This is a genomic window from Methanolobus sp. ZRKC3, from assembly GCF_045291275.1.
GTDB lineage: Archaea > Halobacteriota > Methanosarcinia > Methanosarcinales > Methanosarcinaceae > Methanolobus.
Map to the genome: position 1 here is coordinate 330,292 of NZ_CP146982.1, position 24,994 is coordinate 355,285.

The following is a 24,994-nucleotide window of genomic DNA, read 5'->3' on the forward strand; positions in this document are numbered from 1 at the left end:
AGGGTCCATTTAAAACTAATTCAAATTAGAAAATTGAGCTAGTAATAGTATAATGACAGAGCTAAATTAAAGAATATCCTCATAAATCTTTATATATTTCATAACTGCTTTCTCTTGTGGAAATAATTGTTCAATCTTATTTTTACCTTCAAGTCCATATTTAGTAGCAATATCTGGATTTTTTATTAATTCAATGACTTGTTTAGCTATTGCGTCAGAATCTTCTGGAGGCACTAAAAATCCTGTTTTTTCATGTTCGATTACTTCTTTTAATCCCCCGATATTACTTGCAACCACAGGTACTGATAATGCAAGAGATTCCATTGCCGCAAAAGATAGCGCTTCATAACAGACAGAAGGTACCACAGATACGTTAGACATTGAGAGGAATTGCTCAACATCATTTCTATATCCAGTAAAAACAAAATATTTCTCCAAATTCATATCAGATACCATATCTTTTAATACATCAAAATAAGGGCCATCACCTACAATGAAAAAAATCACATCGGAAACTTGATCAATTATTAATGGTGCTGCTTTTATTAAGTATTGAACACCTTTTCTTTCAGTTAATCCCGCTATACAGATTACAACTGGATTATTTTTTTGATTAGCTTTACTTATTGAATTAAATCGATCTAAATTTAGACCGTTATAGATGGTAATTAATTTACCGGGCTTCACATGGTAATATAATTCATGGTTCTCTTCTATAAATTTTGATACGCAGATGATTTTATAAATACCAATGTTGAATAATTGTGCTAAAATACCATAATACACTCTTTTTAGCCCATGTTTTAATAATTTTTTTCCAGGTTTATTAGGTGAAAAATGTTCAGTATAAACAACTGGTGTATTATTTAAATGACAGTATAAATTAATTGGTTGATAGGGCGTAGGAAAAAAGTGAAAATGAACAAGTGAAGGACTAAATTGTTTAATCAATTTTACAAAAGTTAATGTATTTTCATAAGTTGAATTAGTCTCTGAAAATGATATTATTTTTGCTCCGCTACTAATCAATTTACTATAAACGAGATCAATCGGTTTATTGACAACTGCAACTACATGTTCATATCCAGATTCAGTTAATTTTTTTGTAAATGCTATAATGAATTCTTCAAAAGAACCAAGTCGAGTAGGTTCTATCGAACATATTGACAATACTTTTTTAACCATTATTATTTTACCCCCAAATTTAATGCCATACTCTTTAAATTCAAATTTTAATCAATCACAATAATTATTGTCGACTAGTAATTTTTCTAATTATGTTTATATCATCTTGATCTAATGATTTTGTTGCGAACAATGCAAGAATGTATACAATAAGTGCAGTTAAAACTGAAAGTATTATAGAAAACTGGAGAACATTTAAAGTAATTATCATTGCACATCCGCATAAAATTGGGTTTACGATTTTACTAACAGGGAACAAATATAAATTTCTTGATATATAGTAAAAAGACACAAGGAAAAATGCACTATTAGAGATAACTGTTGCTATACTTGCACCATTATAACTCCAGATGGGTATTAAAATCATATTTAACATAATATTTACAATTGCGCTTATTAGGGTAGAAAGTGTGTATATTTTTTGCTGACCAGCAGCTATTAACATATTTGACATAACACTATTAAAGGAAATAATAACTAATGACCACACTAATATTGATAATGGTTTAGATGCTTCTATAAATTCAACACCATAAACCAATTCAATGATTTCAGAAGAAGTTGAACTAATGACAATAACTATTGGGAGCATGACTATAAGCAAATACTTAACACTTAAATAATAAGTTTTGATCATTCTTTCTGTAGAATCTTTAAATGATGATGCCATAATTGGGAATATAGAAGCAGTCAATGCAAATGTGATAAATAGAACTGGTTCTGAGAGCCTATATGCCGCAGAATATATTCCAATGTCCGCATTCGCTTTTATAAAAGATAGCATTATTATATCAACTTTATTATGTATTATCTGGATGGAACTAGAAAGTGCTAAAGGTAAGGATTGCAATAGCATATACTTGCATAATTGTCTATCAAATCCAAAGTTAGGTTTAAGAAACTTTTTAGAAAAAGTGTAGTTAAGACTCAATTTTACAATTTCTGATACGACAAGAGAATAAATAACATATATAAGAGGCTTTTCTAAATATATTACAAACAATATCAAAATTGCAGATAATATCCTATATGCCAACTTAGAATAAATATTGTATTGCATTTTTAAATTTGTTTGGAATATGGTTGAATAGAAATCACTAAACGAAATGAAAAATACTGTCAATGATGCTATATAAATATAATATTTAGTACTGAATGGGTAGTCGGTCAGGCTTGCTATCGATATTGCCACAATCATGCTTAATACAGTCAAAAATAAGCGTATAATATATGCATTACCTATAATCTTAGTTGCCATATCCTTTTCTTGGCTCATTTCCCTTACTATAATGAACTGCATTCCTAGATCAGATGTGATATTGAAAAATGCAAGATAAGCAAAAACAAAGTTATAAACTCCAAACAATTCACTACCTAAATATCTAGCAATTTGTATTGTTACAAAAAAAGATATAATCCTAAAACTAAGGTTTCCTAAGATCAATATGCTCGTATTTTTTGCAATATTTTTTATTGTTGACATGTGTGCTGAACAAATCAATTAGATTCAATTATTTCATTTTTGAAATCGATACAAATCATTTTCATTTAAATAAAAATGAATGGCATTTGAAAAAGAGTCTGAAAATATTTCATGGTTTATATATATGTCAACAAAATTAAATAATACAAATTCCTTAGTAACGGCATGTTCATGCAATTTAAATACAGGTTCATATCTTTTTGGTCTATTGAATTCCAAAAACAAATTAAAGAATCTGTCTATAAAATTTGAGGCTATTTCCATGAAAAGTTCCAAACATCCTATATCTCAATTTATTATATATGTATTGCCCCTGTTATTAATAGTAATGCATGTATCTCCGGTAGATGCTGCAATAATTTATGATGAATCTGCAAATACTATATACGTTTCTGATGAAAATACCAATATTCCGGCCATATATGCCACAATAAATGATCCAAATGTAATTTCTATGCCAAAAACTGGAGAATATTTACTTAATTCAAATCTAATTATAGAAAAAGATGCAGTTTTGACTATAAATGATAATGATTTATATTGGCTTAAAATCAACAGTACCATTGAATTTACTCTAAATGATTTTAGTTGTCCAGTTCCAAGTTATACCATCCCTGATTCCTATCTACTAAACTATACCGTTACAGAAGGGGAAATTTACCATATATGGAATAACGGTACATTGAATATAGATTCAGTGGAAATCAGTAGTTGGGACACTAACAAAAACGCACCTGCAGAAGTAGTTACTGATCATTGGAATCAGTTAACAACACCTCGCTCATATATTGTAGCAGCATTTGGCAATGATGCCCATGCAACCATTACAAATAGTAAATTACATCATTTGGGGTGGAGTTGGGGGTCAGTATCAGTATTCTGGCCATATTATACAACAAAATATCCGTATTATACAGCAAACATAGGAGTTAATGGTCAAGGTGAATTACATCCTGACCATCTTATAATAGATACAGGTTTAGCATTTTACAATTCAAATGACAATTACATTGTAGACAATACAATATATTCCATGAAGTATGGCATTTTGATGTTAGATAATTCACATAATAATATCATATCAAATAATGTAATTTATAATACCATTAGTGATGGAATAATATTTAAGCATGAAAATGATTTCAACACTATACAAAATAACTATGTATATGATGTTGGTGGGCCTGGTATTGAGCTGGTTTTCAGTAGTGACAACAACACCATTTCAGATAATTATGTATCTAATTCGGGAGCATCCGGTATTTACCTCCAAGCAGGCAATAAATACAATGAAATCTACAATAACATTGTAGATTATGCAGATGGGTATGGAATGGAAATATATTCTGGAAGTAGTTGGAACCATATCTCTAATAACACAATTACTAACACAAGTAAGTTAGGGGGAGCTCCTGCGCCAGGTCTAGAAGTCCGAGTCGCACACTACAATATAATAGAATCAAACACGATAAGTAATGGAAGATCTGATGGAATTCGACTTTATTACTCTTCAGATGGGAATGTTTTGAACAATAATTATATCTCTGAAAATGGGGAAGAGGGAATTAAAATATGCGGGCGTTCTCACTCATCGGGAATAGATTTCGCATCTGATAACACTATAAGTAATAATATTATCGAAAATAACAACAAAAATGGAATAAAATTAGAATCTGCTTTAAACAACATAATCAATAATAATTTTATTTCACAAAACAATGGTTATGGCATATATAAAGATAGTACAAGTACAACTAATAGTATATATAACAATGTCCTTTCTGATAATACTCTTGGTTTAATCTATCCACAAGAAGATTTATCCTATGCCACAGTTTCCGGGTATGTGAGGTCTTCTGCGGGTTCTATTATATCTGGAGCATCCGTCTTCAATGATGTCACACCTGAGATTGTCACCACAGATTCCAGCGGATATTATACTTTTACAGTACCTGCTAATATCCAGGTTGTAGTAAGTGCTGCAAATGAGGGCTATTATTCGAATACAATATTCCTGAACGTTGGGGAAACAGATATTTTAAACGCTGATCTCGTTTTAGATTCAACTGAAATGGAATCACCGATAAGCAGTGGTACTACATCTAATGTAACCAGTATATATGGTGCAGCTTTGATAGATGGTGACCTCAACGAGTGGCAGAACGTAGCAGGAATTAGCATAAATGGGGTCAGTGGCAGGAGTCCAGAAGAGGACAATACGGCACTGATAAAAGTAATGTCTGACGAAAATTATCTTTACTTTGCTTTGGATGTGGCGGATACAAACCTACAGGCAACAGGTATGAGTGAAAGTGATGCTCTGCATCTTGATGACAGTGTAGAGATATACATTGATACATTGAACAACGGTGGCACAGCCCTCCAGACGGATGACTATCACTTCATAATAAACCTGAATGATGCAGTTGTAGATGATGTCGGCACAGGAAGTGGAAAAAACTACACTTACGCCAGTAATATATTAAAGAGCATAAACATAATGGGAAGCAAAAATTCAGACATTGATATCGACACAGGTTACATAATAGAAGTTGCAATCCCATGGGGTGATATTGGTGGAATGCCTTCGGGTGAAGTTATTGGTTTGAATATTGGAATAAATGACTGGGATGATGCAACTGATGGAAGGCAATACTTTGACCTGTGTAGCCTAACAGGTGCTACCAACGCTATACCCGACAGTTGGAAAGATGCATCAATAGTTAAAAACATAAATGCAGATTCGACAATAATTACTATCAGTCCAACGAATCAGGTAGTCACACCAAATCAACCATTCATGATCGACTTTTTGATTGATCCATCAGTGTCCATAGCAGGAGCACAGTTAGACCTTCTATTTAATGGCCAAATGGTAACTGTGGACAGCGTAACTGAAGGCAACCTCTTTACCCAAAATAATGCAGATACACTTTTCAACGGCGGAATTATAGACAACAATGCAGGAAGGGTGGCATCAGTTTACAGTTTAATCCTGGGTACATCTAGTGTCACCTCGTCAGGAACAATGGCAACCATAAGCATGAATGCTGGCAGCAGCACAGGAATTGCTGAATTTGATTTATCAAATGTGATCATCAGTAGTACAAACTCAAATGCTGTACCATTTAATGTAACCAAGGCAACAGTTCTTGTGGACACAGCACCGCAGTTCAATTCCATACCTGCAAAATCAGGGGATGAGGGGTCCACTCTAACTTTCGTTGTGAGCGCAACGGATGTAGATGGTGATGACCTTACATATTCAGCTACATCACTGCCATCAGGTGCCTCATTCAATGCAAACACCGGAGTATTTACCTGGACACCAGCGGTTGGTAATGCCGGTACATATAATGCCCGGTTTGAAGTCACAGACGGATATCTCAGTGATACTGTCAGTGTAATGATAGCCGTGAACGAACTGAACAATGTGCCTGTTATCACACTCTTTGAACCTTCTAACGGTGCTGAGTTCGAAGAAGGCTCAACTATAGGTGTAAGTGTGGCTGCAAGTGATGCAGATGGGCAGAGTTTAAGCTACACCATTAAAGTAAACGGGAATATCGTCAGCAATTCCGCAGATTACATTTGGAGTACTGATTACTTCTCTGCAGGTACATACACCATCACAGCAGTTGTAAGTGATGGTATGGGCGATGTAAGTTCAACACACACCATAACCATCACCGACCTGCACCCTAGGTGGGATGTCAATGAGGATGGTTTAGTGAATGTCCTTGACCTTACTATGATAGCTCAGAACTACGGTTCCACATACACATCAAATCTTCCAAGATGGGATGTTAATCAGGATGGGATTGTGAACGTCTTAGATCTATCGTTACTTGCAAGTCACTTCGGTGAAATCGTAGCTTGAAAGACTTTGGATGGTGTGACTCCTCCATTGAGGGGTCATAATTCTATTTTTTAATGTTTCTACATCATTTGAAACTACTCTTTTTGAATTCAGATCATATCTTTTCTAAAATAAAAATGATTATAGAAACTTCTCACTAGATTCCTATGGCTGTGTGTAAACAGTATGTTTTTTAGTTCTCTAACAACATTATTGTGGCTACAATAATTGTGTAGCCAATAATAAAATACCTGGGTACAAGGCAAGTCCCATAGGCTAGGTGGCTACAATATACTTCTGTTAATTGACCAGTCTACTGTAAGTTGCAGGAAAAAAGAAAAAGGATGTATTTTTAAGGTATAAAAGGTCGAACCTTAAATCCTTCCAGGCATCAATATTCCCAGCACACAGAAGATCCCTGTAAGTGCATACATTGCCCATGTAGCCTGCTTCTCCGTAACATTACGGTAGTAAGGCAATACCCATTTCAGTGTAAGCGGGTTTGGTACTTCCAATATGCCATCGCCTCTGTCCTTTCCGAACTTTGCCACAGGGAATTTCATTGCCCTCCAGTAGGCGTACATGAGGAAATTGATCGTATGCGGGATGAACATTATGAACCCACTGATGATGAATCCCTGAATTACTATGATGGTGCCTATGGCAGCCCCTATTGTCAGGGAGCCGATATTGCCCCAGAAGATCCTTGAAGGGTATTTGTCGTAGAGGAGGTATGCCAGTGTGGCTCCGGTAACGCTTACAACAGCAAATATGTTCTCGACGTCACCCAAAAGAGCTGATTTTATGATGAGTGATATCAGGATGATGGTTGAAAGTCCCGAGGCAAGGCCGTTATATCCGGAATGCATGTTCACAAGGTTAGATGCAACAAGCACGTAAGTGGGTACTATGAACTGCAGGTAGAGAATTCCCAGCTCTATATTGCCCACTGCAGGGAGAATAAAGGCGGTGTGGGTTGCGTACTGGATCAGGGGGTATGAGCAGTAGTACATCAAGAGAAGTTTTGTCACTCTGCCGATATCTATCATATCATCCAGTATGCCAAAAAGACCAAAGAGCGCAATGACGATGAGCACTACGTAATTGGTTGTGGAGTACTTGAAGAAGAGAGTATTCAGTGAGAAACACACCATTGCTATTAGCAGGATGGCGATTCCGCCCCTGTCCGGGACCATGGTGTGTACATGTTTGTAATAATCCCTTGCGAGTATTCCTTTTTCAGCCAGTTTGTTGATGAAATATGGTATTGATATGTATGCCACAATGAACGGTAGTAGAAAATTACTGACCAGTACCATGCCATAAATTGTTGAAGGAGATTCGATATCTAAAATCATTTAGCCACCCTGATGTTATTCCGACCCTATGTATTTTTCACAAATTAGACATTATTTGTATATAGTGTTATGCATCTTGGCATACTTTTTTTGATATTTCTTAATTCCATGGTCATTATGAGGATGAGATTTGGCATTGCACATATCTTTATATAGTAGTGTGCCAAATCTTTAATCTGAATAAGATATGTGGGTTATTGTCCTATTCAACAGATGCAACTATGCTCTTGAATGTGGTTACTTTGCAAGGCGCAAGTTTGCATATTTAAATTATAAAGGTGGTACATATGAAATTAGTGGAGACAAAGTGTGCAAATTGTGGCAGTTCGATTCATGTCTACGAGGATTACCTTCGTGATGAGATGTACTGCACCCTTAATTGCATGAAATCAGATTCAGAAATGGTAATGGTAAAAGAATCATCGGGTTTTGCATCAGTAAACCTGGCATGACCTTTTTTCTTTCCATATTTTTCCCGTTTATTCTAGATTAACAATAAAAACTTTATAATTCATTCCCTATTCTATTAGCATGAACAAAATCCTTATCACAGGCGGAATGGGCCAGGTCGGCAGTTATCTCGTAGATCGGCTGCATAAAAACTACCAGGTAACCATACTTGATAATTTGTCATCCAGTACACGCTCAGACTTCCCTTATGGTGTGGAACTTGTAAAGGATGATATCAGGTCTCCTGTGGCACAGGATCTGGCAGCTTCACATGACGTGATAATTCATACTGCTGCGCAGATAAGCGTCGTGAGGTCTATGGATGAGCCACTCTTCGATGCCGACAACAATGTCTTTGGCACGCTCAACCTTCTGGAAGGTGCCCGCAAGGGAAATATCGGAAAGTTCATTTACATGAGCTCCGCTGCGGTATATGGCAACCCGGAGTATCTTGCAATTGATGAGCTGCATCCCCAGAATCCTATGTCTCCCTATGGTGCAAGCAAGCTCTGTGGTGAAAAATACTGTACCATGTACCATAAGGCATACGGATTGCCAACGGTGTGCATCCGTCCCTTCAATATATACAGCCCAAGACAGGACCCTTCAAATCCGTATTCGGGTGTGATCTCCAAGTTCATAGGTCGTGTAAAAGAAGGCCAGGCTCCTATCATCTTCGGCGATGGCTCGCAGACCAGGGATTTCGTTTCAGTGCATGACATAGTTGATATGATCGCCCTGCTCATAGAAGATGAGGTTTCCAACGGCGAAGTATTCAACGTGGGCACCGGCCAGATAACCAGTGTTAAAGAACTTGCACAGATAGTTCTGGATATATTCGACTCCGATCTGGAAATAGAGTTCAGGGACTGGATGCCCGGGGATATAAAAGACAGCTATTCTGATATCTCAAAGGCAAAAAATATTGGTTACAGTCCAAAGGTAGAGCTTAAAAGAGGTCTTCAGGAAATCGTGGAATCAATTGATTCTACGTAATTATTTTATACCAGTGCTCATTTTATTATAAGGGTTTTATGAAAATACTCTTAAAAAATAGGATTGTTACACAAATTGCACTGGGGTTATTATATTTTATGCAGAAACTGCTCAAGCTGGTTCATTTCATTGTGAACTATGATTACAGGAACAATAAATCCCGGATCTTCCTTTTATTGACTTTACTATATGCAGCTATGATCTTCTATCTGTCCTCACGCTCGGACATATCCATACCTGCAAGTATGCTCGAGATGCCTCTTCTTCACACGATAAAAGATTTCCTCGAAAGCTCAGGACTCTATTTTGCAGTTGATCTTGTTGAATATTCCTACTATCACAGGGACAAGATCGCACACATGTTCCTGTATTTCGGCCTTGGTTTACTTCTCCACCTGACATTCGGAAACTCTGGAAATACTTTTCTCAGGAAATATGCGGCAGTTTTCGCAGTGGTCCTGGGTGTCATATATGGAATAACCGATGAAATTCATCAGTCCTATGTGCCCGGGAGGACTGCAAGCGTACATGACCTGCTGGCAGACGGTATTGGCGTTACCATTGCGCAGTTAGTGTTCATTCTGTTTGTATTGAAGAGCCTGCAAAACAGAAAAGAAAAGAAAAGAAAAGAAAAGAAGCGCCTTGATAAGGCGGCATCTCATTATTTATTCTAAATTCAATTCAGGGAATGGTTGTTCTTGTCACCGCGTCCGATGCCCTTGTAGACAAAACCTGCATCAATGAATGTATCAGGATCGATTACATTCCTGCCGTCCACTATCACTGTGTTCTGCTTGCCTGTCAGTGACTGTATTGCATCTGGTGTCAGGCTGAAGTATTCCTTGTGTCCGGTGAAGATCAGGACCACATCGGCTCCGCTGACTACATCTTCTATATTCTTGTGGATCTCCACACCTGGATATTCAAGCACATGCGGGTCGTGTACAAGTATCTCTGCACCAGCTTCGATCGCGATATCCCTGTAAGGTTCGGATGGGGGGTTGCGTGCATCATCTGAGTCATTGATAAATGCCCAGCCAAGCATTGCTACCTTTGCACCTTTGATGTCCTTATTCAGTCTCTTCAATGCTGCAACTGTGAGATTGAACATGTGTACGGGCATGAAGTCATTAACTCTTCTTGCAAGCACATAAATGGATTCTGCATCTTCCGGGTAATCAAGTACATCTGAACCCATTGTAACACCACGCTCCAGATGGTATGTGTCCTTTGTCAGGCAATGTCCTCCAACGCCGGCTCCTGGCCAGAGCACAGCCCTTGTGATACCTTCTCCTTTAAGACTGTCAACACCGGTCCTTACATCGTAGACATTGATACCCATGGCTTCACAATAGAGGGCAAGCTGGTTCATGGCAGCGATCTGCAGATCCCTGAGTGTGTTCTCGGTGGTCTTGGTGACCTCGGCTGCTGTGGCGCTCATTGGTATGATCTTACCCTTTGTCAATACCGGGCTGTAAAGTTCCACTGCTCTGTCGGTACTTGCCTCGTCTATACCGCCGACTATACGGTCGTGTTCCTGGATGTTGCGCAGTAGCCTGCCTACCATTACCCTTTCAGGTGCATGTGAAAGAGCAAAGTCCTCGCCTGCTATCAGGCCGGATTCCTCTTCCAGTATCTCCTTCGCCATGGTTTCGGTGGTTCCGGGTGTAATGGTTGATTCAAGGACTACAAGCATACCAGGTTGTAGGTATCTTCCCACATTGCGGATACCTTCCTTCAATGCTCCAAAATCAGGTTCAAGTGCCTTTGGGTCAGCAAAGGGTGTCTGGATGGCGAGGGTTACTGCATCCAGCTCTGCGATTCTTGAAAAATCAGGTGTGCACTGGAACTTCCCTGCATCCACCACTCTTTTAAGTAGCTCCTCAAGCCCTGGCTCCTCGCCTTTAAGCGGGCTTTCTCCCCGGTTGATCATCTCTATCTTATATCCTGAGGATGGGGAATCCCTCTGGAATCCCAGTACAAGATCGAATTCTTCGGAATCTGCAAATAATGCGGCTGCAGGGATACCAACATATCCCATGCCTATGACTCCTATCTTTTTGATCGGGCCTTTTTCCTTGATTATATTTGTAAGTTTTTCAGTCATAATGATCACATTTGTAAAATTAATCCTGTTGTATCTGGGTGAGTTTTTCTTCCTCGTAGGACTGGATTGCTGCAAGGCTTACTTTTAGTGCATGCATTCCGTCTTCTCCGGAGGGTTTTGGCTTTCTTCCCTCTTTCACACAATCCACAAAATACTCAAGTTCGTTTCTCAATGGTTCTTTCTGTTCTATCTTGGCTTTTCTTACCCAGCCGCTGTCATGCAGTTCCACGGTCTGGTCAATGTAATCCAGATATGCAACACCTTCCACACCAAGAGCAGTAAGCTTCCTTACTTTGTGTGGGGTAAGCCAGTTAACCTCTACGAGTCCTGAGAATTCATGGTCAAAGCGCATGTGTATGGTGGCATGGTCCTCGAAGGAATGTATATCAGCTCCTGCAACAGCGTAGACCTGATTTACCTCTTTGCCGTAGAGGCATGATATTATATCTATATCGTGAACACCTATGTCCAGGATCACACCTACGTCCCTTATCCTGGGGTTGTATGGTCCAACCCTTGTCGTGGATATGGACACTATCTTTCCAAGCAGGCCGGATTCTATTATCTCCTTGAGCTTTATGACCGCAGGGTTGAATCTCTCGATATGTCCCACCATCACAAGTTTTCCATTCTCCTCTGCAGCATCTATAATCGCCTGCGCATTCTCAACGCTGTCTGCAATGGGCTTTTCCACAAGCACGTTGGCACCTGCCTCTATACATTCGATGGCAACCTTTCTGTGCATCTTCGTGGGAACAACGATGCTTATGGCATCCAGATCCATTTTCAGAAGCTCGTTGTAATCGGTAAATGCCTTTGCATTATATTCCTGTGCGAGTCCTTCCACAAGATCTTTGTCTATGTCCGAAATACCTGCAAGCTCTACACCTGGCATCTCACTGTAGATGCGTATGTGGTTCTTCCCCATGGCTCCGGCGCCTATGACTCCTACTCTGATCACTTATCTTCACTCCACTGTCTGATATTATCAATAATAGTATCTATCTCGCTCTCTGTCAGCTGCGGATGCACTGGCAGTGAAAGCACTTCCCTGCTGGCCTTCTCTGACTCCGATAATGTGTCCGTATAACCCAGTTCCTGGTACAGGGGCTGCCTGTGTATGGTTATTGGATAGTGGATGCCTGTGCCTACGCCATTCTGATTGAGGTATTCTGCGAGTTTGTCCCTTTCACTGCTGCAGATGGTGTACTGGTGAAACACATGTTCGCATCCTTCCTTTATCGTGGGGCAGCTTATGCCTTCGATATCCTGTAACCCCTCGGTAAGTCTCTTAGCATTGTACTGCCTCTTCGCAGTGTAATCATCAAGTTTGCCAAGTTGGACAAGTCCGATGGCAGCACATATATCTGTCATGCGCAGGTTGAATCCCAGCATCTCATGCAGGTATCGCTGGCTAGAGCCATGGGCGCGGATCATGCGGGCTTTTTCTGCCACTTCCGCATTATTGGTTGTTATGATCCCGCCTTCACTGGTGGTCATATTCTTGGTGGGGTAGAAGCTGAATGCTCCTGTGCCAAAGGATCCCACTTTTTTCCCATTGTATTTTGCACCGTGTGCCTGACATGCATCTTCTATAAGTGTAAGTTTGTGATCCTCGGCAATTTCTCTAATTGCCTTCATGTCCGCAGGATGGCCGTATAGGTGAACCGGCATGATAGCCTTAGTTTTACCTGTGATCTTCTCAGCTATCTGGTCCGGATCAAGATTATATGTCTCATGCTCGATATCTGAAAATACCGGTCTTGCACCGGTGTATAATATGGAGTTTGCAGTTGCTATGAAACTGAAAGAACTTGTGATGACCTCATCACCCTTGCCAATGCCATGTGCCAGCAGAGCTGCATGCAGGGCAGCAGTTCCTGAGTTTACGGCAATTGCATGTTCAGTTCCGGTGTATTCTGCAAAAGCCGCCTCAAAGTCAGCCACACGTTGGCCCTGGGCTATCATGCCGGAGCGTAGAACTTCTGTGACTGCCTGGATCTCGGCTTCGTCAATTTGTGGTTTTGCAACAGGTATCATTGTATCACTAAAATATGTTTATTTATATATTAATCAAATACTGGCTAGGTATTATTTATATATTGTTTATGGCTTCCAGCTTTTCAGGCAGCTCAATTATCTTTGCAGGAAATCCAATGGCCAGTTTCCATGCAGGTACGTTCTTCGTTACCAGGGCTCCTGCAGCTACCATGGCACCTTCTCCAATTTCCACACCCGGGACTATTGTTGCGTTGGCACCGATGGACACACCTTTTCGAAGTACTGGTCCCTCTGGCTTGTATTCCCCTCTTATTGGGTACTTGTCGTTTGCGAGCACTGCGCAGGGTCCGATGAAGACATTGTCCTCAATGGTCACATGGGTGGGGATATAGACATTTCCCTGTATGCTGACATTGTTGCCTATTGTTACGTTCCCGTCTATTATCACATTGGTTCCCACAAGTACGTTGTCTCCGATCAAGGTATTTTCACGTATCATGGCATTGTGTCCGGTCTTGAACCCACTTCCAGTTTTCACATTACTGAAAATGGTAGTTCCGGCTCTTATGAACGACCCCTCTCCAATAGTGCAGCCTGAAAAATCGTAATCATCTATTTCCTTGTTCTCAGCTATAATTTCCAGAAGTATATTATGCTGTGGATACCCCAGTGTGACATTTTCCATGATAGTGGAGTTATCTCCGATCTGCGTACGGCCATAGACTCTTGCAGAACTATGGGTATAATTTTTGTTTATGATCATATTCCCACCCTTTCACTCTTGTATAATATTTCTTTATTCATATAAGCGTAATTCATAAAATATCAGAATACTGGCAAAAACTAATTATAAAAATCATCTATATAATATTTAATTATGCTAAAACCCAAAGACCGTACAAAAGCCAATCTTTATGGCATCAAAGGTATGCATAACGTCTACTCATGGCAGGGACTTGCCATCCATTTCAAGAACAGTTCCCGGGTCTCTAAATGTAGTAGTTACGATTCATGTATGTCTGACAAAAGATCGCGTTCCTGTTATTTTTTCATCAGGCGTTCTGATGCCATCTATATGCTGCAGTCCGAGTTCAATGTAACCATAAGTCTTGCGGAGAGGCTGCTTGACACATTGCTTGATATGGGTATTACACACTCTCTAAGATGTGCTGTTGCAGGCTTTTCTTCATTTGATGAAAACACGCGTGTAATGGTCTTTGATGAGGATCTCTAGGGCAATCAAAACCTTATTATGCGTACAGGATAATCCTGCTGCCATGTTCACTATTATTACAGGTTCACAGTTTGGCGATGAAGGAAAAGGAAAGATAGTAGACCTCATGTCCGGGGATTATGATCTGGTTGTCCGTTTCCAGGGCGGAAACAATGCAGGTCATACTGTAAAGGTCGGTGAGGATGTTTACAAGCTCCATCTTATTCCTTCAGGTTTTCTCCTTGATTCAAGGGTACTGATAGGTCCTGGTACTGTGGTAGACCCTGAAGTTCTGGCAGAGGAAATGGATATGCTGGCAGAAGGTGGTATCGAACTTTCTCCTGAAAAGATGGGGGTAGATGCCAAGACCAGTATCATCATGCCATATCATATAGAACTGGATGTCATGCGTGAGGCCAAAAGGACTGAGAAAATAGGAACAACCGGAAGGGGTATTGGATTTGCTTATATTGACAAGGTTGCCAGGGATGAGATCCGTATGGCGGATCTTACAAGTAAGGACAAGCTTTTGCAAAGACTTTCAGAACTTGCACCATCCAAGGAAGCAGCTATCAGGGAACTTGATGGCAATCCTGGTATTGTAATGGATGAGCAACTCATTGATAAGTATGTAAAGCTTGGAGAGCGTCTGGCACCTTATATCACAGATGTTTCCTATGAGGTTAACAAGGCATTGGACGATGGGAAGAGCGTACTCGCAGAAGGTGCACAGGGAACTCATCTCGATGTTATTCACGGTACACAGAAATTCGTAACATCCTCCTGTACCATAGCAGGCTCTGCATGTGCCAACATAGGTGTGGGTCCTACAAAGGTAGATAGTGTTTTGGGCATAGTAAAAGCCTATATCACCCGTGTTGGTGAGGGTCCCATGCCTACGGAACTCTTCGATGATGCAGGCAAGCAGATCCAGACTGTCGGTGGGGAAGTAGGGACTACAACAGGCAGGTCCAGACGTTGCGGCTGGTTCGACCTTCCACTTCTAAAAAAGGCAATTTATCTTAATGGCTATACGTCTATAGCCCTGACAAAGCTGGATGTATTGTCAAACCTTGATCCGATCAAAGTATGTGTTTCCTATGAACTTGGTGGCGAGGTACTTGATTATCCTCCTGAGGATGCGGCAGACCTTGCAGCATGCAAACCAGTTTATGAGGACCTTCCTGGATGGGAAAATGATCTCACTGCTGTGAAAAGTTTCGATGACCTTCCACAGGCTGCAAAAGATTACGTACTATATCTTGAAGATAAGATGGGCGTTCCAGTGGATTATATCTCAGTTGGTCCTGCAAGAGAGCAGACCTTCAGAAAATGAGTTGTCGGCTGCGCTTCTGCCGAAACACGTATATACTACACGATAGTTTAACCATTCTAACTCCAGCTAGAACTTATTAGATATTAATCAGTGAGTCCATGATTGATTATATCACAATTGTAAGGAGAATAATATGACAACTGCATATGATGTACCTGCAGCTAACCTGATCGGAAAGGTTGCAGAAAATCTTAAGGCGAATGATAAGATCAACCCACCAGAGTGGGCAGCACATGTAAAGACCGGTGTACACAAGGATCTCCCTCCAGTAGAAAGTGACTGGTGGTATACTCGTTGTGCAGCAGTCCTCAGGACCGTTTACACACAGGGTCCTGTCGGTGTAGAGCGCATGCGCTCCATCTATGGTGGAAAGAAGGATAGAGGAGTAAATCCTTACAAGAAGGCAAAGGGAAGCGGCTCTATTGCAAGAGTAGCACTCCAGCAGCTTGAAGAAGCAGGCTTTGTACGCACCCTTAAGAGTGGACGTGTTGTGTCCTCTCAGGGACAGTCATTGCTTGACAACATGGCATATCAGGTCAAACAGGAGCTCGTGGAAACCATTCCCGGCCTTGCAAAATACTGATCATTCAAATCGTTCAATAACAAGGGCACACTGTTTACATCTTTAAGCAGAGGCGGATTCCATGGCAGATGATCTTGAATCTATAAGAAGAAAGAGACTTGAACAGCTCCAGCAGCAACAGCAACAGCAGGGCGGTCAGCAGCAGATGGCTGGTGCCGACATGCAGGCAGCTATGCAGCAGGAACAGGCACAGGCTGAGATGGAGGCAAAGAAACAGGCCTTACTTCGTCAGATTCTGACTCCTGAAGCACGTGAACGTCTGACTACGCTGAGATTGTCTCGCAAAGAGATGGTGGAGCAGCTCGAGTATCAGCTGATCTCGCTTGCCCAGAGTGGCAGGTTGCAGTCCAAGATAGATGATGAGCAACTCAAACATCTTCTAACTCAGATGCAGCCCAAGAAGCGTGAGCCTACCATCAAACGCATGTGAGTTGACACTCCATGCAGGTCTCAGTTCTGTTCAGCGGAGGAAAGGACAGCTCTCTGGCAGCAATTATGCTGGAGCCGTTCTTTGATGTTGAACTTGTAACATGCACATTCTCGCTGCTTCCTGTTGGGGATATTGCACGGGAAACTGCAGAAAAGCTGGGACTTGCAAGTCGGGTTGTCTGTCTTGATAGGTCCATTCTCGAAGAATCTTACGAGATGATCGTCAAAGACGGCTTTCCCCGGAATGCTATAAATCACATACACCGATCAGCGGTCGAATATATCGCATCTGAAAAGAAGGCTGCCTTCATTGCAGATGGTGTTCGGCGTGATGATCGTGTTCCTGTGATCGAGCACTCACAGGCAAGGAGCATTGAGGACAGGTATGGTGTGCACTATATATGTCCACTGAAGGGATTCGGTCGTGCTGCTGTCAATGAGATGGTGAAGGAACATCTGGTAATCGAAGAAGGTCCAAGTGAAGGGATAATCAAGTCGGATTATGAAACTGAACTTCGGGAGCTTATCAGGCAAAGAAATGGCCCGGATATGGTGGGGGAATTATTCCCGTCACATGTCCAGTCACGCGTTATTGAACGAAAGAAGACGTAATATCAAGAAAATCAATGAAATGGTCCATGATTAAAGATTTATAACATAATTATGTTATAAGTTCAGAGTTTGATTGACATTTCATATTATACAATTACAGATCATATCATAGGTGAGACAAGTGAGTCACAATACTAAAGGACAGAAAATGAGGCTGGCAAAAGCACACAGGCAGAACCACAGGGTTCCTACCTGGGCAATTATCAAGACCAACCGCAAGGTCGCAAGCCACCCCAAGAGAAGACACTGGAGAAGAAGCAGTCTTGATGTGAAGTAAGTAGGTGATGATAGTGGCAGATGATGTAGTAAAAGAACAGGTATACACAATTCCCCTTCGTGCAGCAAAAATAGCACCAAGGTGGAAGAGGTCCCATAAAGCTGTAAAGGTCATCAGGGCATATCTCATAAAGCACATGAAGGTTGCTCCTGAGCAGGTCAAGATAGATAAGACTGTCAACGAGAAGGTATGGGAGCGCGGTTCAGAGAAACCACCAAGTTCCATTCGTGTAAGGGCAGCCAAGTTCGAGGACGGGGAAGTCCAGGTCGAGCTTGCATAATAGAAATATAATGCATCTTCTCTTCATAACTGAGATATATAATGATAAGAACTCTAAAAATTCACGATAGTCCTATAATAGGGGCTTTTGCAACCTGTACTGAAGAGGTTGCACTGGTCCCTCAGGGTACTGGCGCTAATGTTTGCAGATCTCTTGAGGATATGCTTAAGGTCCCGGTGTTCCAAAAACTGATCAATGGTAGCACTGTGGTTGGTTCCATGTGCAGGGGTAATTCCAGTGGCTTACTGGTCCCCAGAACTGCCATTACAGCGGGTTTTGATGACCTTGACATTCCGGCTTACAACTTACCGGGCAAGTTGAATGCAGTGGGTAACGTTGTACTTGCAAATGATTCTGCGGCATTGGTGCACCCTGAGCTAAGTGATAGGGCTGTCGAAACAATTGAAAATGCTCTGAAGGTCGAAGTTCACAGGGGTACTATCGGCGGCATAAAGACCGTTGGAATGGCGGGTGTTGTAACCAATAAAGGTTTACTTGTGCATCCACGTGTCAGCGATGCTGAAATAGAAGTTCTTGAGAAGATCTTCGGACTTCCTATCGCCATAGGTACCAGTAACTTTGGTACTCAAATGGTGGGTTCTGGTGTCATTGCAAACTCGAAGGGTTATGTTGCAGGCTCGCAGACCACAGGTCATGAACTTGCAAGAATTGAAGATGCATTAGATTTCATACAGTAGATACTTAATAAGGATTTAACAGGTGATTTTATATGAAGACATTCCAGGTCAAAGGCACATTCAAAGCCGGAGTTTCATGGGAAAATTTTACAAAGACCGTTGAAAGCCAAAATGAGAAGAATGCACTCGATAAGGTTTATTCTCTCTTTGGAAGCAAACACAGTCTTAAAAGAAACTACATTAAGATCGACAGCATAAACGAGGCATAATCATGGTAAATACAAATGAACAGGACCCAAGGACACTTGCAATGCAGCACGGTGAACTCCAGAAGCGTGCTGAATCTGTTCAGCAGCAGATGAGTATGGTTCAGACGTCTGCGCAAGACTGTGCCAAAGCTCTTGCCACTGTTGAAGAACTCACTGGCATAGAAGAAGGTGCTGAAATTATGGTCCCGGTAGGCTCCGGTTCATTTGTATATGCAAATGTGTCTCGGATCGATAACATAGTCGTTAATATCGGGGCTGGCGTTAGCGTCGAGCGTCCTCTTAACGATGCAAAAGAAATACTTGAAAATCGCAAAGCAAAGCTCGAAAAAGCATTTGAGAACATGAGTAATGCTCTTGCACAGATCGGGCAGCAGATGCAGTCAATAGAATCATATCTGTCCAGTCTGCAACAACCTCAGGGACAACCTGGTATTCCACCGGTTTCCCAGTAATTCTTTTTTAACTTCTATTTATTTTTGCGGGTTGAATCCAGTGTTCAATAAACTTAAATCCAAACTAAGCAGCTTCAAAGAGAAAATTGGGAACAAAATAGATGAAAAGGCTGTAGAGATAACGCCTGAAGAATCTCCTGATACTACTGCCGAAGTTGTTGAGCCTGCAGTTGAATCTACAAGCGCTGATATTTCCTCTTCTTCAATATCCACAGAAGTTCCTGAAAAGAAAGAGCCCAAAAAAGCTGGCTTTGTACAAAAGGCAAAGGCTTTGGTACTTGAAAGGGAATTCATTCTGGAGGAATCTGATCTTGATGAGCCTCTCTGGGAGCTTGAAATGGCCCTTCTCGAGAGTGATATTGCACTCTCTGTATCTGAAGCGATAGCCGAAGCCGTTAAAAAGGAGCTTGTAGGCACACGTCGCAGAATTGGTAAGAACACCGGTAATATTGTAGAAGAAGCACTCAAAAAAGCCATCTATGATGTAATGAGTGCCAATGTATTCGATATGGATGATTACATCCGTGATGCCAAAAAACCCGTTCATATCGTTTTCGTAGGTATAAACGGTACTGGTAAAACCACCTCAATTGCAAAGCTCTCCAAGCGCCTGAAAGACCAGGGTTATTCTGTTGTTCTGGCTGCTGGTGACACATTCAGGGCAGGGGCCATTGATCAGCTTGCAATACATGCTGATAATGTGGGTGTGAAGGTCATAAAGCATCAGGAACATGCAGATCCTGCTGCGGTTATCTATGATGCGGTACAGCATGCAAAGGCTCATAACGTTGATGTTGTCCTTTCTGATACTGCAGGTCGTATGCATACTAATATAAATCTCATGGAGCAACTCAAGAAGGTTTGCCGCGTAAGTCCGCCTGACCTTTTGATATTCGTCGATGAGGCAGTAGCAGGTAATGATGCTGTGGAAAGGGCTGCCCAGTTCAATGAAGCGGTTCCTATCAACGGTTCTATCCTGACAAAAACAGATGCTGATTCGAAGGGTGGTGCAGCAATATCAATTGCCTATATCACCGGAAGTCCCATATTGTTCCTTGGGATGGGGCAGGGTTATGATGACCTGCAAAAGTTCGATCCTCAGTGGTTCGTAGATCAGTTATTTGCTGCATGATGAGTCCCCACTCCCATTGCAGTTTCATTCCTTTTTAATCTTTGATCTGGCAAGCTTCCTTAAGCTCTCTTGCCAGTGTTTCAATTCTTTCAGTGACGTTCTCTCCTGATGCAATTATATTTACGAACGCAGAGCCAACTATCACCGCGTCAGCACCTTCTGCTATTACTTCAGCAGCCTGCTCCTTACCTGATATCCCAAATCCTACTGCCTTGGGTACATCAGTATGGATGCGTGAGAGTATATCTCCTGTGGAACTTGCAACATCTGCTCTTGCTCCGGTAACTCCAAGTCTTGAGACAATGTAAACAAAACCTGATGTCTTTCCAAGGATCATCTTCATTCTTTCATCATCGGTTATCGGTGTCACCAGAAATATGAGATCTACTCCATTTCCTTTACATGCTGCATGCAGCTCACCTGATTCCTCCGCTGGCAGGTCTGGCACGATGATGCCTGTAATGCCTGAATCTGCACAATCCTTTGCGAATTTTTCAATACCGCGCTTGTAGATGAGGTTATAGTATGTCATGCATACCAGGGGTACATCCGCATCAATGGAAGCTGCCAGTTCGAAATACCTGTCAGGATTCATCCCTGCATCAAGTGCTCTATGTGCAGCTTCCTGTATTGTGGGTCCGTCTGCAACAGGGTCTGAAAACGGTAATCCAAGCTCTACAATGTCAGCGCCTCCTTTTATGAGTGCACTTACTATCTCTTTCGTTTCCTTAAATGAAGGATCTCCTGCACATACGTATGCTATGAGTGCTTTTTCATTCTTTCCTTCCAGTTCCCTGAATTTTCCATGAATTCTCATTGGCAGACCTCCTTGTCTCCCTGTTCTTTCAACTTGAAAACCGTTTCCAGATCCTTGTCTCCTCTTCCTGAGAGGTTTATGACCACAAGTTCTCCAAGCTCTCCGCTTTCTGCCATATTCATGACATGTGCCAGAGCATGGGATGATTCAAGTGCAGGTATTATTCCTTCTTCCCTGCTAAGTTCGTAGAATGCTTTCAATGCATCTTCATCGGTAACGTATCTGGGTTCGATCCTGCCAATGTCTGCAAGGTGTGCCAGTTCAGGTCCGACACCGGAATAGTCCAGTCCGGCAGAAATGGAGCTTGATTCAAGGATCTGTCCATATTCATTCTGCAACACTTTGGTGTGTGCTCCCTGAAGGACGCCATCTTCACCCACACAGAGTGATGCTGAGTGGAGGGCTTCCTTTTCTGTAGTTTTCAAGCCACATCCTCCTGCTTCTACGGGGAATAGCCGGACGTCCTTGTCTTCAATGAATGGGTGGAATATTCCCATGGCATTGCTGCCTCCGCCTGTGCAGGCTACAATGGAATCAGGCAATCGTCCTTCTTTTTCCATGATCTGCTGTTTGACTTCCTGTCCTATGACGCTCTGGAAGTCTCTGACGATCATGGGGTATGGGTGTGGGCCTACGACAGAACCTATAAGATAGTGGGTGTTTTCCACGTTAGTTACCCAGTCACGTAATGCTTCGTTAATAGCATCCTTAAGTGTCTTTGATCCGGATTCCACCGCATTTACCTTTGTTCCCATAAGTTCCATGCGGTAAACATTCATGTGCTGGCGCTGCACATCCTTTGCACCCATATAGACCTCGGTCTCAAAACTAAGATTCGCACCCACCATTGCAGTGGCAGTTCCATGCTGTCCAGCTCCGGTTTCGGCAATAAGACGTTTCTTCCCCATGTATTTTGCCAGCAATGCCTGTCCCAGGGTATTATTGAGCTTATGTGCACCACCGTGGACTAGATCCTCTCTCTTCAGGTAGATCTTAATTCCGTACTTTTTGCTGAGATTCTTCGCCAGATAAAGGGGTGTTTCTCTGCCTGCGAATTCCTTCATGTAATAATCCAGTTCCTTAAGAAAAACCGGATCAACCTTATATTTTGCATATGCTTCTTCGAGTTCCGCAAGCGCTGGCATCAAAACCTCGGGTACGAATTGCCCGCCATATTTGCCATACATCGTTCCTTTCATTCTATCACTCTTTTACGATCCGGATAAGTTAGTTAAGTGCTTCAACGAGTTCCTTCGTTTTTTTATAAATGTCATTACTTTTTATTATAGATGTGCCAACAAGTATTCCATCTGCACCTGCATCAATTACCCTTTTGACGTCGGTTACATCGTGTATTCCGCTCTCACTGATGATTATATGCTCTGCACCATTATTTTTGTCAAATTCCCTTATTATAGGTGCAAGTTTGACTGTCATATCAAGGTTCACATCCAGTGTACTCAGATCCCGATTGTTTATACCTATCATTTTGGCATTAGTATCAAGTGCAATATAAAGCTCTTCTTCATTATGAACTTCAACAAGTGGCTCAAATCCATTTTCAATTGCCTGTCTGACCATATCTGCGGTTGATTTTCCAAGAATACTAACGATGAGTAATATGAGGTCACTTTCAATTTCCCTCATCTGGATCTTATTTATTATGAAATCCTTGCGTAGGACTGGGATCTCCACATTTTTTCTGACCTCTGCCAGATTATGGGTGGAACCATTGAAAAAATCAGGTTCTGTTAACACAGATATAGCAACAGCGCCAGCATCTTCCATTTTCCTGGCAATATTTGCTGCATCAACAGGACTTATATCCATCAGTTTTCCCCTTGGGGAGGCAGGTTTTACTTCAGATATGACTGGTACTTTTCCTTTGCTCTGTTTTTCTTTGATAGCTGCTATAATATCTCGCTTTATCAGGTCGCTGTCTATTGCCTTACCTTCCTTGCATTGGATATTTTCTACTCTCTTCTCGGTTGCCTTGACTATATCTTTGATAACAGAATGCATAAATAACCACTATTGTCCTTTAATGTACAAAAAAGTACATAGCATTAATTATACTTAAACGTATTGGCTATATTCCTTGTCAAAAACATTTACTTTATGTGTAATCCCTTTCTGGAATTTAAAAAGAACAGCGATCTTATACCTGGGGTCTATCTGCCATGTTCTTCCCATGGATCGATGTCTTATGTATTTCAAAGAATTTACTTTCTCTAAAAGCAGTTAGTTTAAGTAAATCAAAGTATAAAGAAATGAGTCGCACATTATATGTTGGAATGTAATTAAGGCATTCTCTCTATGATCTGCTCTATTCTCTTAGCCTTCTTGTAGAATGTAGTGGTGTCTTTGAGGAAATTGACTGCTGTAATACCTTTATCTGTAATGATGTATCCGCCGCGTTTGACCTTCTCAGCCAGTCCTTCCAGCTGGAATACGGTTTTCATTTTGCTCCCAATACTGCCCTTATCTGCAAACTGATCGGTGTATTCACGAATCTCTGAGAATTCTGTGATAGTTCCTTCGTTTTTACCAAGGACTCTGAGTATAAGCCGATACTGTATGTCGCCAGGTCCCTGGTGGATGCCCAGTGATTGGTAGAAGTTCGCAACTTTATGTTCGAGCTCTACATCGATATCATCTGACATTGATGTGCTCCTCTTCTTCATCTATGTCATCATCATAAAGTTCGTACTGGTATGTTTTTATGCCGAGCTTTTCCTGCAAGGTCATTGGTGGGAAATATGCAAGGAATGCCTGTACAGTACCTATTAGTACGAAGATCCTTGCTGCAAGTTGCATCACATCAACCAATGTTATCATGTCAGTGAGCATGAAATCAAAAACAAATGATATTGCCACCAGTGGCAGTGCAGTTCTGTATCTGAGTCTCTTTGGCATACGTTGGAGGAATATCAAAAAGAGCAATCCTATTATCATTGCAGTGGGGATTACAAAAAGTCCTGCCATGTAGATGCTAATTGCGATGTTACTGTTAATTGTGAACAGGGATGAATATGCTGTAATATCAGGTCCTATTACGCCACTGGAATATATCAATGTCAGGAATGCTGCTCCAAACATCACAAATAGCAGTGATATGTAAGCACTTATTCTCTTCTCTCCTGTTATTATATAGATTATGAAAAATACCAGTGGTACCGAGACAAATGAAAAAGGTATTGCTGCAAGGTTGTACATCAGCAGATCAAGTTCCGGATTGCCAAAGTATGCTGCAATCATCCTTATTGTAGTGGGGGAATATGTAAGGCCTACCATCAACCACAATATGACAAGTGACCACAGTGCAGGCTTGCTTTTTATTCCATGCTCTTCTTCGCTTTTGGCAAGTACCCATGCAAATGAGAATGAAGAGATGGCAATTGCAAAACAGATCGTTGCATTTAGTAGTAAGCCTGTATTAGTCATGGGGTAACCTCTGGGTATTAATTAAAACCAGCCTAATTTATATTAATCGCCTTATTATACAAAAAGATATGTG

Annotated in this window: 27 protein-coding genes; 15 read left to right on the forward strand and 12 right to left on the reverse strand. The window is 41.2% G+C overall.

Going from position 1 to position 24,994, the window contains the following annotated elements:
- Positions 1–66: 66 nt before the first annotated feature.
- Positions 67–1,185 carry a glycosyltransferase family 4 protein gene (locus tag V7O66_RS01565; protein WP_406661235.1) on the reverse strand — a complete coding sequence of 373 codons (1,119 nt, stop codon included), beginning with the start codon at positions 1,183–1,185 and terminating at the stop codon, positions 67–69.
- A 64-nt stretch (positions 1,186–1,249) separates the two neighbouring features.
- A complete protein-coding gene (locus V7O66_RS01570) occupies positions 1,250–2,668 on the reverse strand; it encodes a flippase (protein WP_406661236.1) in 1,419 nt (472 codons plus the stop codon).
- Between the two features lie 79 nt (positions 2,669–2,747).
- Between V7O66_RS01570 and V7O66_RS01575 the strand changes: the two genes are divergently transcribed.
- Positions 2,748–6,548, forward strand: a complete 3,801-nt coding sequence (locus V7O66_RS01575; RefSeq protein ID WP_406661237.1) for a right-handed parallel beta-helix repeat-containing protein — start codon at positions 2,748–2,750, stop codon at positions 6,546–6,548.
- A 353-nt stretch (positions 6,549–6,901) separates the two neighbouring features.
- Here the strand turns inward: V7O66_RS01575 and V7O66_RS01580 are convergent, their stop codons facing one another.
- Entirely contained in the window at positions 6,902–7,885 is a 984-nt protein-coding gene (locus V7O66_RS01580) for an MraY family glycosyltransferase (RefSeq protein WP_406661238.1), read from the reverse strand.
- Positions 7,886–8,172: 287 nt separating this feature from the next.
- On the opposite strand from V7O66_RS01580, the gene V7O66_RS01585 reads away from it, so the two are divergent.
- The 3 genes from V7O66_RS01585 to V7O66_RS01595 all read left to right on the forward strand — a co-directional run bounded on the left by V7O66_RS01585 (position 8,173) and on the right by V7O66_RS01595 (position 10,005).
- Entirely contained in the window at positions 8,173–8,337 is a 165-nt protein-coding gene (locus V7O66_RS01585; protein ID WP_406661239.1) for a hypothetical protein, read from the forward strand.
- A 79-nt stretch (positions 8,338–8,416) separates the two neighbouring features.
- Positions 8,417–9,331 carry an NAD-dependent epimerase/dehydratase family protein gene (locus V7O66_RS01590; RefSeq protein WP_406661240.1) on the forward strand — a complete coding sequence of 305 codons (915 nt, stop codon included), beginning with the start codon at positions 8,417–8,419 and terminating at the stop codon, positions 9,329–9,331.
- Positions 9,332–9,429: 98 nt separating this feature from the next.
- Entirely contained in the window at positions 9,430–10,005 is a 576-nt protein-coding gene (locus V7O66_RS01595; protein WP_406661241.1) for a VanZ family protein, read from the forward strand.
- A gap of 2 nt (positions 10,006–10,007) precedes the next feature.
- On the opposite strand, the gene V7O66_RS01600 is transcribed toward V7O66_RS01595, so the two are convergent.
- The 4 genes from V7O66_RS01600 to V7O66_RS01615 are packed head-to-tail and all read right to left on the reverse strand — an operon-like array spanning position 10,008 to position 14,202.
- The gene (locus V7O66_RS01600) at positions 10,008–11,438 is read right to left on the reverse strand and encodes a nucleotide sugar dehydrogenase (protein WP_406661242.1); all 1,431 of its coding nucleotides are present in this window, start codon (positions 11,436–11,438) and stop codon (positions 10,008–10,010) included.
- A 19-nt stretch (positions 11,439–11,457) separates the two neighbouring features.
- Positions 11,458–12,399 carry a UDP-N-acetylglucosamine 3-dehydrogenase gene (locus tag V7O66_RS01605; RefSeq protein ID WP_406661243.1) on the reverse strand — a complete coding sequence of 314 codons (942 nt, stop codon included), beginning with the start codon at positions 12,397–12,399 and terminating at the stop codon, positions 11,458–11,460.
- A complete protein-coding gene (locus tag V7O66_RS01610; protein WP_406661244.1) occupies positions 12,396–13,478 on the reverse strand; it encodes a DegT/DnrJ/EryC1/StrS family aminotransferase in 1,083 nt (360 codons plus the stop codon). Before V7O66_RS01610 ends, V7O66_RS01605 begins: the two co-directional genes overlap by 4 nt.
- Before the next feature lie 55 nt (positions 13,479–13,533).
- Positions 13,534–14,202, reverse strand: coding sequence for an acyltransferase (locus V7O66_RS01615; protein ID WP_406661245.1), 669 nt, complete (start codon positions 14,200–14,202; stop codon positions 13,534–13,536).
- A 114-nt stretch (positions 14,203–14,316) separates the two neighbouring features.
- Here V7O66_RS01615 and V7O66_RS01620 point away from each other — a divergent pair, with 114 nt between their 5' ends.
- The 11 genes from V7O66_RS01620 (at position 14,317) to ftsY (ending at position 20,660) form a co-directional block, all read left to right on the forward strand.
- Positions 14,317–14,673, forward strand: coding sequence for a hypothetical protein (locus tag V7O66_RS01620; RefSeq protein ID WP_406661246.1), 357 nt, complete (start codon positions 14,317–14,319; stop codon positions 14,671–14,673).
- A gap of 43 nt (positions 14,674–14,716) precedes the next feature.
- On the forward strand, positions 14,717–15,988 hold the full coding sequence (locus V7O66_RS01625; RefSeq protein WP_406661247.1) for an adenylosuccinate synthase: 1,272 nt from the start codon (positions 14,717–14,719) through the stop codon (positions 15,986–15,988).
- A gap of 133 nt (positions 15,989–16,121) precedes the next feature.
- Entirely contained in the window at positions 16,122–16,571 is a 450-nt protein-coding gene (locus V7O66_RS01630) for a 30S ribosomal protein S19e (protein WP_406661248.1), read from the forward strand.
- A gap of 61 nt (positions 16,572–16,632) precedes the next feature.
- Positions 16,633–17,001, forward strand: a complete 369-nt coding sequence (locus V7O66_RS01635) for a DNA-binding protein (protein ID WP_406661249.1) — start codon at positions 16,633–16,635, stop codon at positions 16,999–17,001.
- An 11-nt stretch (positions 17,002–17,012) separates the two neighbouring features.
- Positions 17,013–17,612, forward strand: a complete 600-nt coding sequence (locus V7O66_RS01640; protein ID WP_406661250.1) for an alpha hydrolase — start codon at positions 17,013–17,015, stop codon at positions 17,610–17,612.
- A 121-nt stretch (positions 17,613–17,733) separates the two neighbouring features.
- Positions 17,734–17,889 carry a 50S ribosomal protein L39e gene (locus V7O66_RS01645; RefSeq protein WP_406661251.1) on the forward strand — a complete coding sequence of 52 codons (156 nt, stop codon included), beginning with the start codon at positions 17,734–17,736 and terminating at the stop codon, positions 17,887–17,889.
- A gap of 13 nt (positions 17,890–17,902) precedes the next feature.
- Positions 17,903–18,169: a 50S ribosomal protein L31e gene (locus tag V7O66_RS01650; protein ID WP_406661252.1), complete on the forward strand. Its 267-nt coding sequence runs from the start codon at positions 17,903–17,905 to the stop codon at positions 18,167–18,169.
- 41 nt (positions 18,170–18,210) lie between these two features.
- A complete protein-coding gene (locus V7O66_RS01655) occupies positions 18,211–18,867 on the forward strand; it encodes a translation initiation factor IF-6 (protein WP_406661253.1) in 657 nt (218 codons plus the stop codon).
- A gap of 32 nt (positions 18,868–18,899) precedes the next feature.
- Positions 18,900–19,076 (forward strand): 50S ribosomal protein L18Ae, encoded by a 177-nt coding sequence (gene rpl18a / locus V7O66_RS01660; protein WP_406661254.1) that lies wholly within the window; start codon positions 18,900–18,902, stop codon positions 19,074–19,076.
- Positions 19,077–19,078: 2 nt separating this feature from the next.
- Complete coding sequence (gene pfdA, locus V7O66_RS01665; RefSeq protein WP_406661255.1) at positions 19,079–19,528, forward strand: prefoldin subunit alpha; 450 nt, start codon at positions 19,079–19,081, stop codon at positions 19,526–19,528.
- Between the two features lie 40 nt (positions 19,529–19,568).
- Positions 19,569–20,660, forward strand: a complete 1,092-nt coding sequence (gene ftsY, locus V7O66_RS01670) for a signal recognition particle-docking protein FtsY (protein WP_406661256.1) — start codon at positions 19,569–19,571, stop codon at positions 20,658–20,660.
- 34 nt (positions 20,661–20,694) lie between these two features.
- Here ftsY and trpA read toward each other — a convergent pair whose 3' ends face one another.
- The 5 genes from trpA to V7O66_RS01695 all read right to left on the reverse strand — a co-directional run bounded on the left by trpA (position 20,695) and on the right by V7O66_RS01695 (position 24,921).
- The gene (gene trpA, locus V7O66_RS01675) at positions 20,695–21,477 is read right to left on the reverse strand and encodes a tryptophan synthase subunit alpha (RefSeq protein ID WP_406661257.1); all 783 of its coding nucleotides are present in this window, start codon (positions 21,475–21,477) and stop codon (positions 20,695–20,697) included.
- Positions 21,474–22,676 carry a tryptophan synthase subunit beta gene (gene trpB / locus V7O66_RS01680; protein ID WP_406661258.1) on the reverse strand — a complete coding sequence of 401 codons (1,203 nt, stop codon included), beginning with the start codon at positions 22,674–22,676 and terminating at the stop codon, positions 21,474–21,476. The genes trpA and trpB overlap by 4 nt, the downstream gene beginning before the upstream one ends.
- Positions 22,677–22,704: 28 nt before the next feature.
- Positions 22,705–23,499 carry an indole-3-glycerol-phosphate synthase gene (locus V7O66_RS01685; RefSeq protein WP_406661259.1) on the reverse strand — a complete coding sequence of 265 codons (795 nt, stop codon included), beginning with the start codon at positions 23,497–23,499 and terminating at the stop codon, positions 22,705–22,707.
- Positions 23,500–23,777: 278 nt separating this feature from the next.
- A complete protein-coding gene (locus V7O66_RS01690; protein WP_406661260.1) occupies positions 23,778–24,140 on the reverse strand; it encodes a hypothetical protein in 363 nt (120 codons plus the stop codon).
- Positions 24,130–24,921 (reverse strand): hypothetical protein, encoded by a 792-nt coding sequence (locus tag V7O66_RS01695; protein ID WP_406661261.1) that lies wholly within the window; start codon positions 24,919–24,921, stop codon positions 24,130–24,132. Before V7O66_RS01695 ends, V7O66_RS01690 begins: the two co-directional genes overlap by 11 nt.
- Between the last annotated feature and the right edge of the window lie 73 nt (positions 24,922–24,994).